Here is a 14,201-nt window from a genome sequence, read left to right on the forward strand (position 1 = left end):
GCCCTGGGTGGCGCAGAGCCAGTCGTTGGTGGAGCCGGTGAAGCCCAGGGGCGGCCCGACCTTGAGGCAGGTGATCTGGCCGGTGCCGGGCGCGGGACCGACCTTCAACCGCCACACGCCCGTGGGTCCCACGGCGTCGGCCTCGTAAGGGGTCAGCCGGACGCCGAAGGGGAGACCGCCGTCGGGCTGGTCGCACGGATGGATCTGGAGGAAGTCGTCGATCCGGCGCTCGGTTGCCTCCGGATGGGCGGTGAGGTGGGCCAGGTGGTCGGCGATCAGACGGCTGGCCACCGTACGCAGGAGGTTGGTGGCGCACAGGTTGTGAGCGCAGGCGGCGCCGTCAAGGGTGATCTCGGGCAGGGCGAAACGGCGCAGGCCGCGCGAGGTCACCCGGAGGCAGGAGCTGTCACCGGGATCCCAGAGCGCGCAGGCGGCGACCTCGTGCGTGCGGACGTCCCAGGCCAGCCAGTCGTCGTTGAGGTGGAACGCCGCGGGCTCGCCGGCGCACTGCCCGCAGGTGAGGATGGCCGCACCGGTCAAGGGGTCGATCAGCAGCCCGTCGCACTCGCGCGCCAGGGCTCTGGCCGCGGCCCTGACCGCCTGCGCACTCGCGGGCAGCAGGTGCGGGGCGCCGTGGCGGACACCACGACATGATGTCTCGCCCGCCGAAGGCGACGCCTCTCCTCGTCGCCGAGGTTGACGCCGGTCGGTTTCCACGGGGTCGGATGGTAGGTCGCGGCCAGGGCCCGGCTGCGCATGGCGCTGACCACGGCCTTCCTGTGAGGGACGGCGACGCGCCAGGGCAGGAACGCGTCGACGTCGAACCGCATGTGCTCCATGGCCACGACGAACCGGGACGTCAGCGTGCGGGGCAGGGGCAGGGTGATCTTCATGGCGACCTCCGGACGTATCGAAACGGTGCGGCGCTCAGGATCGGGGACGGCGGGTGAGCGAACGTCAGTGGAGCGACATTCTGTGGATGACGTCGAGATATCCACAGCGGGCGCACGGCAGCCCCGCGTCACCGTGGAAGCAAAGCCCACACCACCCGCTCTCCGACCCGCGTGCAGTGCGTCCCCCAGGAGCCACGAGTGAGGTCGTCCACGACCCATAGGCCCCTGCCTCGCGTATCTCCAGGGCCAGGCGTACGGGGTAGCGGAACAGTCCTCGACAGGCCAGCATCTGCGACCGACAGTCGCCAGTAGCACCTCTGCCCCTCCTCCACCGGCAGCAGGCTCATTCGCACCCACGGCCCTCCCCCGTGGACCAGCGCGTTGGTCACCAGCTCGGAGGCGATGAGCTGAAGGTCCCTTGAGGGCCGGATGCTCACCCATCCAGCGTCCAAGCTCTCGACGTGCCCTCCCGGGAAGCAAGGCACTGTCGTCAAGCTCACTGATCAACCAGACTGTGATCCCTGCGTGCGGTTGCCCAGAAACGGCATGAACCGACATGGAGCGCTCACTTTCCCTCCGAGACACGGAGATTCCGTACGTTCTCGCCGGTGCCTGACGTTGTCCGAGTCCCATTGACCCAACGTCGCGACCTTCATCTCGCCTTCACCCGAATAAGAAGATTTGTTGATTCACCCAGATCTAGGGTTTGTCACAAAGCATCCACATAAATCGCCAGCCTGTGCATTTCACGTCATGACCAGCGAGAGAGTGGAAATCTTTGACATTCAGTTTGCCCTTGAAGATGCTTAGCGTGCAGGCGAGAAGGGTGCACAATCGAGCCCCGAAGGACACCTCCATTGGGGCCAGCTGTCAATTGAAGTCAATTTCCGTCAAGTCACTGGAGACGACAGGTAAGGACAGTTATGGCGAACGGCCTTGATCCGCGTCGGACACCAGTTCAGCGCTTCGGCAAGGAGTTGGCGCGAACCCGCAGAGATCACGGACCGACCCAGGTCGCTCTCGGCAGGCGATTGGGCTGTTCATCGTCCCTCGTCGCCCATATCGAGAAGGGGGACCGCACCCCCAAGCCCGACCTCGCGGCCGCATGTGACCAGGCATTCGGCACAGGAGACCGCTTCTCGCGCCTCTGCCGCAGCATCACATCCCCCTCCGGTCCCGGTTGGTATCTGCGCTGGACCGACGAGATCGAACCCTGCCCGCGTGCTCAGGAGCTGGGACCCGCTCCTGATCCCCGGCTTGCTCCAGACGGAGGACTACGCGCAGGCGGTCTTCCGGGGCGATCGATCTGGCCGGAGCCTCCCCCCAGGAGGTGGAGAACGGCGTCAGCGCGCGCATGCGCCGCCAACTGATCCTTGACAGCGACGCGCCCCCGACCATGTGGGCCCTCCTTGACGAGGTGGTCCTTCCCGCCCTGTCGGAGCCCCTCAAGTCATGGCCGCACAGCTCGACCACCTCGTCGCAGCCGCCAACCGCCCCTACCTGACCGTGCAACTCGTCCCCTTCGAGACGCCTTGCACTGCAGGCTTTCTGTCGAGCTTCATCATCGCCGAACTGCCCGACGCCCCCACAGCCGTATCGGTAGACTCCGCAGGTCAAGGCGAGGTGTCAGCAGAGCACGACTTCGTTGCGCTCATCTGGGACAGATATGACAGAATACGCGCATAAGCGTATCGTCCCGGACATGCGCTCAAAATAATCGAGGAAGCCCGAGCCCGATGGAACGACAAGACCTGATTCGTGCAGACCTCTCCCAGGCGGCATGGCGGAAAAGTTCCTACAGCGGCGGCAACGGCGGGAATTGTGTCGAGGTCGCCAGCAATCTTCCTGGCCTCGTCGCCGTGCGCGACAGCAAGAACCCCAACGGCCCCGCGCTCATCTTCACGCCGACCGAGCGGGACGCCTTCCTCAGCGGAGTCAAGCTGGGCGAATTCGACACCTGACCACGCTGCTCTACCGCCTTCCGGGCCTGCCGTCGCCCGTTGACGCGCAACCTTCATGCCTGCGATGAAGCGGGCGGGCGGCAGATCAGCAGGGACTGGCCCGGCAGGCGCACACCCTCTCCATCGGCCGCCACCGGCTCGTCCGAGGCCAGCACGATCGTTCCCGGCGTCAGCGGCAGCGTCACCGAGTCCGTGGCGAAGTTCACCAGCACGGCCAGCGACCCCCGCCACATGATCAGCCAGTCGCCGTGCGGGTCCGTCTCCACGCGCACCCGGTCGAGCCGCGGGTCCGACAGCTCGGGCAGGGCCTTGCGCAGCGCGATCAGGTCGCGGTACCAGCACAGCAGCGACCAGTGCGCCTCCTCCTTCACCTCGCTCCAGTCGAGCTTGGAGCGCAGGAACGTCTCCTCCTCGGAAGGGTCCGGCGCGTTCCACGCGTACCCGAACCCGTCGAACTCCCGCTCGCGCCGCGCCGCCTCGGTTTCCCGCAGCCGGGGCTCGACGTGGTCGGAGAAGAACAGGAACGGCGAGCGCGCCCCCCACTCCTCGCCCATGAACACCATCGGTGTGAACGGCGAGGTCAGCAGCAGTCCCGCGCCCAGCTTGAGCGCGGGGATCGGCAGCCGGTCGCCCTGCGGCCGGTTGCCGATCTGGTCGTGGTTCTGCAGGCAGGCGACCAGGCGGTGTCCGGGGACGCCCGCGTAGGAGCGCCCGTGGGCGCGCCCGCGGAAACTGGAATAGGACCCGTCGTGCAGCACCCCCGAGGTCAGCGCCTTGGCCAGTGCGGGCAACCGCGCGAAGTCCTGGTAGTAGCCGTGGGATTCCCCGCTCACCGCGCAGTGCAGGGCGTGGTGGACGTCGTCGTCCCACTGCGCCGTCATGCCGAGCCCGCCGGCCTCCAGCGGGCGCACCATGCGGGGGTCGTTGAGGTCGGACTCGGCGATCAGCGACAGCGGCCTGCCGACGAAGCACGCCAGCGCGTCCACCTCCTCCGACAGCTCGGCCAGCAGGTGCGTGGCGCGCTTGTCGTGCAGCGCGTGCACGGCGTCCAGCCGCAGCCCGTCGATGTGGAAGTCGCGCAGCCACTGCACCGCGTTGCCGATGAGGTAGCGCCGCACCTCGTCGGAGCCGGGCCTGTCCAGATTGACAGCTTCGCCCCAGTAACTCCCCTCAAATCCGGCAAAGTACGGACCGAAGGGTCGCAGGAAGTTCCCCGACGGCCCGAGGTGGTTGTGGACGACGTCGAGGATGACCCCGATCCCCGCCCGGTGGCACGCGTCCACGAACGTCTTGAGCCCGTCGGGCCCTCCGTACGTCTCGTTGACCGCGTACAGGTCGACCCCGTCGTAGCCCCAGTTCCGCCCGCCCGGCACGGGAGCGACCGGCATGAGCTCCACGAAGTCGACGCAGAGCTCGACCAGGTGCTCCAGCTTCTCCACGGCCGCCGCGAACGTGCCCTCCGGTGTGAACGTGCCGACGTGCAGCTCGTAGATCACCGCGCCGCGCAGGTCGCGGCCCTTCCAGTCGTGGTCGGACCAGAGGAAGCGGTCGTGGTCGTAGACGGCGCTCGGCCCGAAGACGCCCTCGGGCTGGCGGCGGGAGCGAGGGTCGGGGTAGGGCCCGCCGCCGTCGACCAGGAAGGCGTACCTCGTGCCGTGTTCCGCCTCCGCCACGTCGACGGACCACCAGCCCCCCTCGCCGGGGGACATCGCCCGGCGCCCGTCCATGACGTCCACCTCGACCGCTGTGGCCTTCGGCGCCCAGACCTCAAAGATCATTTCTCTCCAGGAGTGCGACCGGATACTGACCGAGCAGGTGCGCGAGCGGGATGCGCCCGGTGTGCCGGACACCGGTGAGCAGGTCGCGCCAGGTCCCCGTGGGCAGCGTCAGCGTCGTGGCGCCCCAGCCCGTCGCGGCCAGGCGCACGGGGAGCCGGGTGGCGACGGCGACCGCCCGCGGCAGCTCGCCGGAGCCTTCGCCGCCCCGGGCGAAGGCGATCACGTGCTCCGCCGCCCGCCCTTCCGCCGGCAGCGGCAGGTACGCCCCCGCGCCGCCCAGCCGCCGGCGCAGCCGCAGCCCCTGGGTGGTCACCAGCGCCTTGGCCGTGTCCCAAGCGGTCACGGGCTTGGGCGGGAAGGACACCGGCCGCCGGTTGTCCGGGTCGACCAGCGAGAAGTCGGTGATCTCGTTGCCCTGATAGACGTCAGGCACGCCGGGCATCATGAGCTGGACGAGCTTGGCCCCGAGGGAGTTGGACATCGCGTACGGCTCGATCCGCTCGGTGAACGCGCCCACGGGCAGTCGCACGGCCGCCTCGGCGAAGTCCCGCAACTTCCGCTCATACGACAGATCCGGATTTATCCAGGAAATAGCGGTTTTCGCCTCGCGAGCGGCCTTCAGCAGGTAGTCCGCGAACCGCTCGGCCGAGATCGGCCACGCCGCCATCAGGTTCTGCCAGGCCAGGTAGTCGAGACACGGGTCGAAGCTCAGCGCCGACGACCACTCCGACACGGCGGCGGCCCACTCATCCGGCAGCTCCGACAACACCGACAGCCGGGCCCGCACGTCCTCCGACCGTTTCGTGTCGTGTGTCGACAGGGTGGTCATCGTGTACGGCCGCAGCCCGGCGCAGAACTCGTGGAAGTCCTCGGCCGAGACGCCGAACACGTCGGGCTCACCGCCCACCTCGTTGAGGCAGGCCAGCGGGTACCACCGGTAGAGCGCCGTGTCCTCGACACCCTTGGCCATCACCGGGCCGCAGGTCTGCTGGAAGCGGATGATCGCCTCGGCGGAGCCGTACAGGACCTCGCGGACGAGCGGGCGCACAGCGGGAGAGCACGCCTCGGCGGCCAGCTCGACGATCTCGACGGATTCGGGCGGGGGCTCCTCCCCCGGCACGATGTACGCGCGGTAGACCGGCATCGCGGCGAGCAGCTCGCGGACGGCGGCGGGCTCGCAGGAGGTGACCCGCGCCAGCCGGTCCACCTCGGAGCCGAAGAACAGGTCGAGCACCTCGCGCTTGGCCTGCGCCATCACCGGGCGGTAGTCCACCGGCTGCCCGGTCCGCTCGCTGAAGAGCCGGACGAGCGGCTCCTTGCCCGCCGGGTCGACGAAGAGGCCGTTGACGCGGTTGAGCACGTCGTAGCCGGTGGTGCCGTCGCAGGCCCAGTCGTCCGGCAGCCGCTCGGGTCCGATGAGGATCTTCTCCACGACCGTCCACGCGCTGCCCGCGCGCCTGCGCAGCCGTTCGAGATAGCCGCGAGGGTCGGTCAGCCCGTCGGGATGGTCGACCCGCAGACCGTCCACCAGTCCTTCGTCGAGCAGCCAGTAGATCACCTCATGCGTGGCGAACAACACCGCCGGGTCCTCGACCCGCAGCCCGATTAACGACGACACGTCGAAGAAGCGCCGGTAGCCGGGGCCATCGCGCCAGCCGACCAGCCGGTAGTGGCCGGGGTGGGGGAAGGCGTGTTCGTGGTAGCGCAGCACGTCGCCGTCGACGACGGGCTCGATGTCATCTCCCAGCACGGGCAGCGCCACCGTCCCGTCGGCCCAGTCGATGTCGAACCACCGCGCGTACGGCGAGGCGGGCCCGCCCTTCAGCACCGACCAGAACTGCGCGTTCACCGTGTTCATGTGGTTGGGCACGATGTCCACGACCACGCCCAGGTCGTGCGCGGCCAGCTGCTGGGCCATCTCCCTGAACCCGGTCGCCCCGCCGAACTCGTCCCTGATCCTGGAGTGGTCGGTGACGTCGTAGCCGTGGCGCGACTCCGGGGTGGACTGCAGGATTGGCGACAGGTAGACGTGGCTCACGCCGAGGTCGCGCAGGTAGCCGGCGATCTCCGCCACCTGGGCGAACCCGAAGTCGGGAGTCAGCTGCAACCGGTAGGTCGACGTGGGTCTAGACACGGCGGAGCACCCGTACGCTGCGGCCCGGCACCGCGACCGCCTCCCCCGCCCGGCACATCCGCGCGCCCACGTTGATGGGCATGGCCGTATCGATCTCTGTGTGCCACATTTCGCCGTAGTCCTTGGGGATCGTGAACTGGATCGTGTCGTGGTGCGCGTTGAACAGCAGCAGGAACGAGTCGTCCCTGATCGGACGGCCGCGCCGGTCGGGCTCGGTGATGGCGTCGCCGTTGAGGAAGACGGCCAGCGACTTCGCGTATCCGACGTTCCAGTCACTGTCGGTCATCTCCTCCCCCGAAGGGGTGAGCCAGGCGATGTCGCTCAGCCCGCGTACCGGCTTGCCGTAGAAGAACCTCCTGCGCCGGAAGACGGGATGTCGCTTGCGCAGCTCGGCAAGACTTTGGGTGAACTCCAGCAGCAGCCAGTTCTCCCTGATGTCCGACCAGTCGACCCAGGTCAGCGCGTTGTCCTGGCAGTAGCCGTTGTTGTTGCCCTGCTGCGTGCGGCCCAGCTCGTCGCCGTGCGAGAGCATCGGCACGCCCTGGGAGAGGAAGAGTGTGGTGAGGAAGTTCCGTTTCTGCTGCTCGCGCAGCGTCTCGACGGCGTCGTCCGCCGGGCCCTCCGCGCCGCAGTTCCACGAGCGGTTGTCGTCGGTGCCGTCGCGGTTGCCCTCCTTGTTGGCCTCGTTGTGCTTGCCGTTGTACGAGACGAGGTCCTGCAGGGTGAAGCCGTCGTGGCAGGTGACGAAGTTGATCGAGGCGGCGGGGCGCCGGCTGTCGTCCTGGTAGAGGTCGCTCGACCCGGTGAACCTCGACCCGAACTCCGGCAGCGTGGCCGGCTGCCCGCGCCACAGGTCGCGGATCGTGTCGCGGTAGCGCCCGTTCCACTCCGTCCACCGGGACGGGAAGTTGCCCACCTGGTAACCGCCCGGCCCCACGTCCCACGGCTCGGCGATCAGCTTGACCTGCGACAACACCGGGTCCTGCTGCACCAGGTCGAAGAACGAGCTCAGCCGGTCGACCTCGTGCAGCTCCCGCGCCAGCGTCGAGGCCAGGTCGAAGCGGAACCCGTCGACGTGCATCTCGATGACCCAGTAGCGCAGCGAATCCATGATCATCTGCAGGACGTGCGGCGAGCGCATGAGCAGGCTGTTGCCCGTGCCGGTGGTGTCGACGTAGTAACGCTTGTCGTTCTCGACCAGCCGGTAGTAGTCGGGGTTGTCGATGCCCTTGAACCCCAGCGTCGGCCCGAGGTGGTTGCCCTCGGCGGTGTGGTTGTAGACGACGTCCAGGATGACCTCGATGCCCGCCTCGTGCAGGCCCCTCACCATCGCCTTGAACTCCGGCACCTGCCCGCCGCGCTGCCCCTGGCTGGAGTAGCGGTTGTGCGGTGCGAAGAACCCGATCGAGTTGTAGCCCCAGTAGTTGGACAGGCCCCGCTGCTCCAGGATGTGGTCGGTGACGAACTGGTGCACCGGCATCAGCTCCACGGCCGTCACGCCCAGCTTCGTCAGATGGTCGAGGATCTCCGGGTGGTGCAGGGCCGCGTACGTGCCGCGCAGATGCCTGGGGATCTTCGGGTGGCAGATCGTCAGCCCCCGCACGTGAGCCTCGTAGATCACGGTGTCGTGGTACGGCCTCGCGGGCGGCCGGTCGTGCCCCCACCCGAAGAACGGGTTGATCACGATGGACCGTGGCACGTAGGGGGCGGAGTCGAGGTCGTTCCTGGTGTCCGGCTGGCCGAACCGGTAGCCGTACACCGCCTCGTGCCAGCGGACCCCGCCCTCGATGGCCATCGCGTACGGGTCGAGCAGCAGCTTGGCCGGGTTGCACCGCAGCCCGCGCGCCGGATCGTAGGGCCCGTGGACACGGTAGCCGTACCGCTGGCCCGGGCCGATCCCCGGCAGGTAACCGTGCCAGATGAACCCGTCCACCTCGGTGAGCGGCACCCTCGACTCGGTGTTGTCCTCGTCGAACAGGCACAACTCGACCTTGTCGGCGACCTCGGTGTAGAGGGAGAAGTTGGTGCCCGCGCCGTCATAGGTCGCCCCGAGTGGATAGGGGTCTCCCGGCCAGATCTCGATCATCGAGGCTCCCTTGCGGTCTCTGCCCATGTTCCGCTCCCCCGTTCCACCGGACAAGCCCGGACCCCAGTGATGACCTTGTACCTTCCCCCCATCGCCTCTTCCTTACTCCGGCGAACGTTCACCCAGGTCAAAAGGGTGCGCCGCGCCCCGGCCACCCGATGCGCGGGCGCGGCGGTGGTCCGACAGGATGGACGGATGAGCGTTGAGTTGATGGTCTGGGACGAGCCGGTGCCGATCAGCAGGGACCAGGCGCGCGCCACCTACCTGGCGGTCAAGCGCAGCGAGACCGGCGGCGGTGACGTGCCGGCCGTCGCCAAGGAGCTGCCAGGGCGGATCACGCCCTATCCGGGTCACGTGCTGGTGACGATGGACCTCGACACGATGGACGAGTTGTCCGCCCAGGTGTTCACGATCGCGCGGGCGCACGGGCTGATCTGCTACGACCCTCAGCGCGACCTCGTGCACAACGTGGCGCCGCTGGGCGTCTACGAGGGCATGCAGCTGCACACGGGCGACGGCATGGTCGTCCACGACCCCGACCTGGCGTTGGTGCACGACGTGCTGGCCACGCTCTCCCCGCAGAACCCGTTCGCCGCCCTGGTGAACTTCGGCCGGCACTTCCTGCAGGTCTCACCCGGCTACGAGCTGGAGTACAAAGAGGGCACGCTCGTCAGCACGACGGTGCCCGACCTGGCGCAGGTGCGGCAGGCGTTCCACGAGTACGCCACCGGCGACCGGTCGTTCCTGACCCGCCACACGTGGGCGTGAGATGGCAGGATCGGACGGCATGAGATCCCTCTACCCACCCATCGAACCGTACGACTCCGGCCTGCTCGACGTGGGCGACGGCCACCAGATCTACTGGGAGGTCTGCGGCAACCCGGAGGGCAGACCCGCCGTCATGCTGCACGGTGGCCCCGGCGGCGGGTGCAGTGTGAAGCACCGGCGGCAGTGGAATCCTGAGCTGTACCGGATCGTCCTGTTCGACCAGCGCAACTGCGGCCGCAGCCGGCCGCACGCCTCCGACCCCGCCACCGACCTCGGCGCCAACACCACGTGGCATCTGGTGGCCGACATGGAGCGGCTGCGCGAGCACCTGGCCATCGACGCCTGGCAGGTGTTCGGCGGCTCGTGGGGCAGCGCGCTGGCGCTGGCGTACGCCCAGACGCATCCCGCCAGGACGACCGAGCTGGTGCTGCGCGGGATCTTCACCCTGCGGCCCCAGGAGCTGAGGTGGTTCTACCAGGAGGGCGCCGGCCAGCTGTTCCCCGACCTGTGGGAGCGGTACATCGCGCCGATCCCCGTCGAGGAGCGCGGTGACCTGATCGCGGCGTTCCGGGCCCGGCTCGAGGGAGACGACGCGCGGGCGCGGCTGGCGGCGGCCAGGGCGTGGGCGCAGTGGGAGGGGGCCACGGTCTCGCTGCTGCCGGATCCCGAGCGGGTGGCGGAGTTCGGCGAGGAGGAGATGGCCCTCGCCTTCGCCAGGATCGAGAACCACTACTTCCACCACGGCGGCTGGTTCGAGCCCGAGCAGCTCATCAGGGGCGTCGGCAAGATCCGGCACATCCCCGCGGTGATCGTGCAGGGCCGCTACGACGCCTGCACGCCCATGGCCACCGCTTGGGACCTGCACAAGGCCTGGCCCGAGGCCGAGTTCCACGTGGTCCCCGACGCGGGGCACGCCTACTCCGAGCCGGGCATCCTGGACCGGCTCATCGCGGCGACAGACGGCTTCGCGCGAGCCGTACGGCGGGGGTGACGGCGCCCACCACCAGCAGCGCGAACAACGGTGCGAGCACCAGCCCGAGCAGGAAGCCCGCGGCGACGTCGTGCGGATAGTGCACGCCGACGAACACCCGCGAGAACGCCATGACGGCCGCCAGCGGGAACACCACCCAGGCCAGCGCGCGCCAGACCAGCACGAGCGTGGCCGCCGCGCCCGCCGCGATCGCGGAGTGGTTGCTGGGGAACGACCAGTCGTCCAGGGGCGGGCAGGCGGCGATCGTCGCGACCCCGCCCCGGCACGGCCGGTCCTCCCTGACGAAGATCTTGACCACCTCGCTGACGATGTACGCCAGCACCACCCCGGCCGGCCCGGCGATCACCAGCGCCAGGTCACGTGCGGGCCCTCGCCACGCCCGCCAGGCCGCCAGCCCGAACAGGGCCACGAACACGAATAACCCGGCGTCCGTGCCCACCTCGGCGAGCACGTGGAGCCACGCGGGCGTGGCCAGGGCGAAGTCGACGATCTCCTCGTACACAGGTGTCCAATCGGTGAATGAGCGATGGACACGACCTTAAGGACTGAGATCATCAGATGCCTCCATCATGAGATGGAAAGTCCGGAAAAGCCTCGGCCGAAAGACCGAGTTCACCCGGTAAGGTGCTCAACCGACCTGCCAGGTGTGGGGGTCATCGCGTATTCCCTGGTCGGAGCGGGTAGGGAGGCAGTCGTGATCGGTGAGCACGTGATCGTCGGATACACGAACGACGCGGGTGGGAGAGACGCGCTCGCGCTCGGCGCCGCGATCACTCACATCACCGGCGGCGAGCTCACGGTCGCCACGATCTACCCGCCGGCCAGCCCCGGGCTGGCGGTCGAGGCGCAGGCCAACCTGGCGCACGCGGCGAACGAGCTGGGCGACGCGCCGGCCGAGTACATCACGTTCGAGAGCCGGGGCACGGGGCGCGGGCTGTCGGTGCTGGCCAGCAGGATCAGAAGCGACCTGATCGTGGTCGGCTCGGGGTCAGGAGGCCGGCAGGGCCGCATCACGATCGGCGCCACCTCCAACCACCTGCTCCACCTGTCGTCCGAGGCGGTCATGCTGGCGCCCGCCGGGCACGAACCCGCCGGCGAACTCGCCCGGCTCACGCTGGCCTACGTGCACCGGCCGCAGTGCGACGAGGCCGTCGAGCGGGTGGCGCAGGCCGCGCTGCGGCTCGGTGTGGCGCTCCGCCTGATCACCCTCGATCTGCGGACGGACGACCAGGGCAAGCTCATGGACGACCTCGCGCTGGCCGTCCGGCTGGCCTGGGAGACCACGGGCATCGAGGCCGAATCGGAGGTCGCCGAGGGCCACGACGTGGCCGCCGCGATGGAAGACGTCGGCTGGCTGCCCGGCGAGCTGCTGATCTGCGCGGCCAGCGAGGACGCGCAGCCGCACCGGGTGTTCCTCGGCGAGCTGGCCATGCAGGTGCTGCGGGCCGCCCCCTGCCCCGTCACCGTGCTCCCCCGCGGTTTCTCCTAGGCTCGGGCCGGCCGGCGCGCGACCTGCTCGTACAGCTCCAGGTAGCGCCCGGCCATGACGGACGGGGAGAAGCGGCGGCGGGCCTCGCGGCGGCACTCCTCCGGGTCCAGCTCGTCCACCCGCAGGACCCACTCGGCCAGCTCCTCCTCGGTGTCGGCCAGGAAGCCCGTACGGCCGTGGTCGATGATCTCCGGCAGGCAGCCGCGGCGCAGGCCCACCGGCGGCACCCCGAGCGCCAGCGCCTCGACGACGGCCGTGCCGCCGGGTTCGTCCCACTGGAGGGGGAAGAGGGCGGCCCTGGCTGAGGCGTACAGGTGGTCCCTGGCCTGGCCGCCCACCGCGCCGACCCACCGGACCAGCTCCTCGTCGAGATAGCGGGACACCTGGTCGAGGTAGTAGCGCACGTCCGGGTGGTTGTGCAGCGCGTGGTCCGGGTTCTGGGCCACCACGTCCAGCTCGGCCGCGGAGCCGCGGCCGCACACCGGGCCGGCCAGCACCAGCGGCAGCCCGAGCTTCTGGCAGATCCTGGCCGCCACATGCTGGCCCTTGAGCCCGCAGATGCGGCCCATGACGACCAGGTGCTCGCCGCGTTCGGCCCGCACGTCGCCGTCGGCGAGCGGGGTGGCCAGGTGGATCGCGCCGAGCGAGGCCGCGCGCAGGGCCTCGGGGGCGCGGGCGAGCTGCGACTCGGACACGCCGTTGACCGCGATCGACGGCGGGAACGAGCCGTAGAAGGCCGGATGCTTGCGCAGGTCCCAGTGGAGGGTGTGCAGGACGGGCGGTCCGCCGAACGCGGACAACACCGCGGGCCCCACCACCTCCAGGTGGTCGTGGACGAGGTCGATGTCGTCGCGGGCGCGCAGCTCCGCCACCACCCTGGCCTGGTGCGCGTGGGCGATGCCCATGACCTGGTTGTACGGCTTCTGCAACTCCGGGAACCGGCCCTCGTCGTAGACACGGACCAGTTCGTCCACCTCGAGCGTGCTCGATCCCGCGGCGGCCAGGACGACGCTGACGCCGCGCTCGCGCAGCGCCGGCACCAGCGTGGCGACGACGTTCTCGATGCCGCCGTATCCGGGGGGCGGGATGGACAACCACGGCCCCGCGTTCATGAGGACTTTCATGCCACACCCTCCTCCAGGACGAGGGAGGCGAGCGGAGGTCGCTCCGCCACGGTCACGTCCACCAGGTCGGCCCGCCCTTCGAGCCCGAACTGCAGCAGCGTGTGGGCCGGAGGCTCCGGCGCGAGCACGCGGTCCTGCCGTTCCAGGCGGGACCAGGCGGTCTGCATGATCTGCCCGGCCATGCGGCCGAGCGCGTCGATCGGCTGGTGGGTGTGCGTACGGTGGCCCAGGTCCACCTGGGCCATCGCGTCGAGCCCGACGAGCCGCAGCAGGTCGACGAGGAGTCCGAACTCCACGCCGTACTCGGTGACGAAGGGCACCCGTTCCAGCACCTGGCGCCGCGCGGCGTACTCGCCGCCGAGCGGCTGGGCGAATCCGGCGAGTTCCGGCCAGAACATGTTGAGCAGCGGCCTGGCCACCAGCTCGGTCACGCGGCCGCCGGCGCCACGCCGCACGACCCCGTCCTCCCCCGTGTACGGCCGCTCGTAGGCCGCCTTGACGAACTTGATGCCTCGGTCGGTCAGCAGCGGCCCGAGCAGGCCCGACACGTAGTGCGCGCCGAAACTGCGCAGGTCGGCGTCCACGAACACGACGAGGTCGCCGCGGGAGGCGGCCAGCCCCTTCCACAACGCCTCCCCCTTGCCGGTCAGCGGCGGCAGGTGGGCGAGCACCTCGTCCTGCGCCACCACCCGGGCGCCGGCCTCGCGTGCGCGCTCGGCGGTCGCGTCGGTGGATCGGGAGTCGACGACGAGGATCTCGTCGACGAGCGGCGTCCGCTCGACGAGGTCGCGGCGGATCGTGGTGACGATGTCCCCCACGGTGCCCTCCTCGTCGCGAGCGGGCAGGACAACGCTCACCGTCGTGTTTCCCTTGGCCAGGATTAAGGTGTCGACCGGCCACTCGGCCGCGGTGCTCGAGTGCGGGCCGTACCACTTCTGGACCTTGGACAAGGTGCGCAAATCTGTCTCCATGCCGTC

The 14,201-nt window shown here is 69.5% G+C and carries 13 protein-coding genes and 2 pseudogenes; 7 read left to right on the forward strand and 8 right to left on the reverse strand.

Translation table 11 applies throughout. The annotated features are described in order from the left end of the window. Positions 1–540: hypothetical protein (locus tag E1294_RS30330; RefSeq protein ID WP_425465235.1), on the reverse strand; the 540-nt coding region annotated here is incomplete at its 3' end. 8 nt (positions 541–548) lie between these two features. Continuing rightward, positions 549–893, reverse strand: coding sequence for a hypothetical protein (locus E1294_RS30335; RefSeq protein WP_132514052.1), 345 nt, complete (start codon positions 891–893; stop codon positions 549–551). Positions 894–1,816: 923 nt separating this feature from the next. Here E1294_RS30335 and E1294_RS58255 point away from each other — a divergent pair. From E1294_RS58255 to E1294_RS30350, 4 genes and pseudogenes are all read left to right on the forward strand, one after another. Then, positions 1,817–2,014, forward strand: a pseudogene (locus E1294_RS58255) (helix-turn-helix domain-containing protein); the annotation flags it as partial. Positions 2,015–2,114: 100 nt separating this feature from the next. Next, a complete protein-coding gene (locus tag E1294_RS58260) occupies positions 2,115–2,270 on the forward strand; it encodes a Scr1 family TA system antitoxin-like transcriptional regulator (protein WP_425465236.1) in 156 nt (51 codons plus the stop codon). Then, a pseudogene (locus tag E1294_RS56190) lies at positions 2,248–2,579 on the forward strand (DUF5753 domain-containing protein). Before E1294_RS58260 ends, E1294_RS56190 begins: the two are co-directional and overlap by 23 nt. A gap of 50 nt (positions 2,580–2,629) precedes the next feature. Further along, complete coding sequence (locus tag E1294_RS30350) at positions 2,630–2,854, forward strand: DUF397 domain-containing protein (RefSeq protein WP_132514058.1); 225 nt, start codon at positions 2,630–2,632, stop codon at positions 2,852–2,854. Positions 2,855–2,907: 53 nt separating this feature from the next. Here E1294_RS30350 and treZ read toward each other — a convergent pair whose 3' ends face one another. The 3 genes from treZ to glgX are packed head-to-tail and all read right to left on the reverse strand — an operon-like array spanning position 2,908 to position 8,852. Beyond that, positions 2,908–4,632 (reverse strand): malto-oligosyltrehalose trehalohydrolase, encoded by a 1,725-nt coding sequence (gene treZ, locus E1294_RS30355; protein WP_132514060.1) that lies wholly within the window; start codon positions 4,630–4,632, stop codon positions 2,908–2,910. Continuing rightward, on the reverse strand, positions 4,622–6,766 hold the full coding sequence (gene treY / locus E1294_RS30360) for a malto-oligosyltrehalose synthase (RefSeq protein ID WP_132514062.1): 2,145 nt from the start codon (positions 6,764–6,766) through the stop codon (positions 4,622–4,624). Before treY ends, treZ begins: the two co-directional genes overlap by 11 nt. Beyond that, the gene (glgX, locus tag E1294_RS30365; protein ID WP_181958577.1) at positions 6,759–8,852 is read right to left on the reverse strand and encodes a glycogen debranching protein GlgX; all 2,094 of its coding nucleotides are present in this window, start codon (positions 8,850–8,852) and stop codon (positions 6,759–6,761) included. The genes treY and glgX overlap by 8 nt, the downstream gene beginning before the upstream one ends. Positions 8,853–9,047: 195 nt before the next feature. On the opposite strand from glgX, the gene E1294_RS30370 reads away from it, so the two are divergent. Together E1294_RS30370 and pip are read left to right on the forward strand one after the other, a co-directional pair. Then, a complete protein-coding gene (locus tag E1294_RS30370) occupies positions 9,048–9,620 on the forward strand; it encodes a hypothetical protein (RefSeq protein WP_246083380.1) in 573 nt (190 codons plus the stop codon). 19 nt (positions 9,621–9,639) lie between these two features. Then, positions 9,640–10,611, forward strand: a complete 972-nt coding sequence (gene pip, locus E1294_RS30375) for a prolyl aminopeptidase (protein WP_132514064.1) — start codon at positions 9,640–9,642, stop codon at positions 10,609–10,611. Here pip and E1294_RS30380 read toward each other — a convergent pair. Beyond that, a complete protein-coding gene (locus E1294_RS30380) occupies positions 10,565–11,113 on the reverse strand; it encodes a phosphatase PAP2 family protein (RefSeq protein WP_132514066.1) in 549 nt (182 codons plus the stop codon). The genes pip and E1294_RS30380 overlap by 47 nt on opposite strands. Positions 11,114–11,305: 192 nt before the next feature. Here E1294_RS30380 and E1294_RS30385 point away from each other — a divergent pair, with 192 nt between their 5' ends. Continuing rightward, entirely contained in the window at positions 11,306–12,100 is a 795-nt protein-coding gene (locus tag E1294_RS30385; RefSeq protein WP_246083381.1) for a universal stress protein, read from the forward strand. Here the strand turns inward: E1294_RS30385 and E1294_RS30390 are convergent. Beyond that, positions 12,097–13,224, reverse strand: a complete 1,128-nt coding sequence (locus E1294_RS30390) for a glycosyltransferase (RefSeq protein ID WP_132514068.1) — start codon at positions 13,222–13,224, stop codon at positions 12,097–12,099. The genes E1294_RS30385 and E1294_RS30390 overlap by 4 nt on opposite strands. After that, on the reverse strand, positions 13,221–14,195 hold the full coding sequence (locus E1294_RS30395; RefSeq protein ID WP_132514070.1) for a glucosyl-3-phosphoglycerate synthase: 975 nt from the start codon (positions 14,193–14,195) through the stop codon (positions 13,221–13,223). The genes E1294_RS30390 and E1294_RS30395 overlap by 4 nt, the downstream gene beginning before the upstream one ends. Positions 14,196–14,201: the final 6 nt, after the last annotated feature.

It is taken from the genome of Nonomuraea diastatica (assembly GCF_004349015.1).
In the GTDB taxonomy this organism is placed as follows: domain Bacteria; phylum Actinomycetota; class Actinomycetes; order Streptosporangiales; family Streptosporangiaceae; genus Nonomuraea; species Nonomuraea diastatica.

What these genes read in the sequence shown, in the direction of transcription:
- E1294_RS30370 (WP_246083380.1), top strand. Translation starts at nt 9,048, where the DNA reads ATGAGCGTTGAGTTGATGGTCTGGGACGAGCCGGTGCCGATCAGCAGG.
- E1294_RS30350 (WP_132514058.1), top strand. Translation starts at nt 2,630, where the DNA reads ATGGAACGACAAGACCTGATTCGTGCAGACCTCTCCCAGGCGGCATGG.
- pip (WP_132514064.1), top strand. Translation starts at nt 9,640, where the DNA reads ATGAGATCCCTCTACCCACCCATCGAACCGTACGACTCCGGCCTGCTC.
- treZ (WP_132514060.1), bottom strand. Translation starts at nt 4,632, where the DNA reads ATGATCTTTGAGGTCTGGGCGCCGAAGGCCACAGCGGTCGAGGTGGAC.
- glgX (WP_181958577.1), bottom strand. Translation starts at nt 8,852, where the DNA reads ATGATCGAGATCTGGCCGGGAGACCCCTATCCACTCGGGGCGACCTAT.
- E1294_RS30335 (WP_132514052.1), bottom strand. Translation starts at nt 893, where the DNA reads ATGAAGATCACCCTGCCCCTGCCCCGCACGCTGACGTCCCGGTTCGTC.
- E1294_RS30390 (WP_132514068.1), bottom strand. Translation starts at nt 13,224, where the DNA reads ATGAAAGTCCTCATGAACGCGGGGCCGTGGTTGTCCATCCCGCCCCCC.
- E1294_RS30395 (WP_132514070.1), bottom strand. Translation starts at nt 14,195, where the DNA reads ATGGAGACAGATTTGCGCACCTTGTCCAAGGTCCAGAAGTGGTACGGC.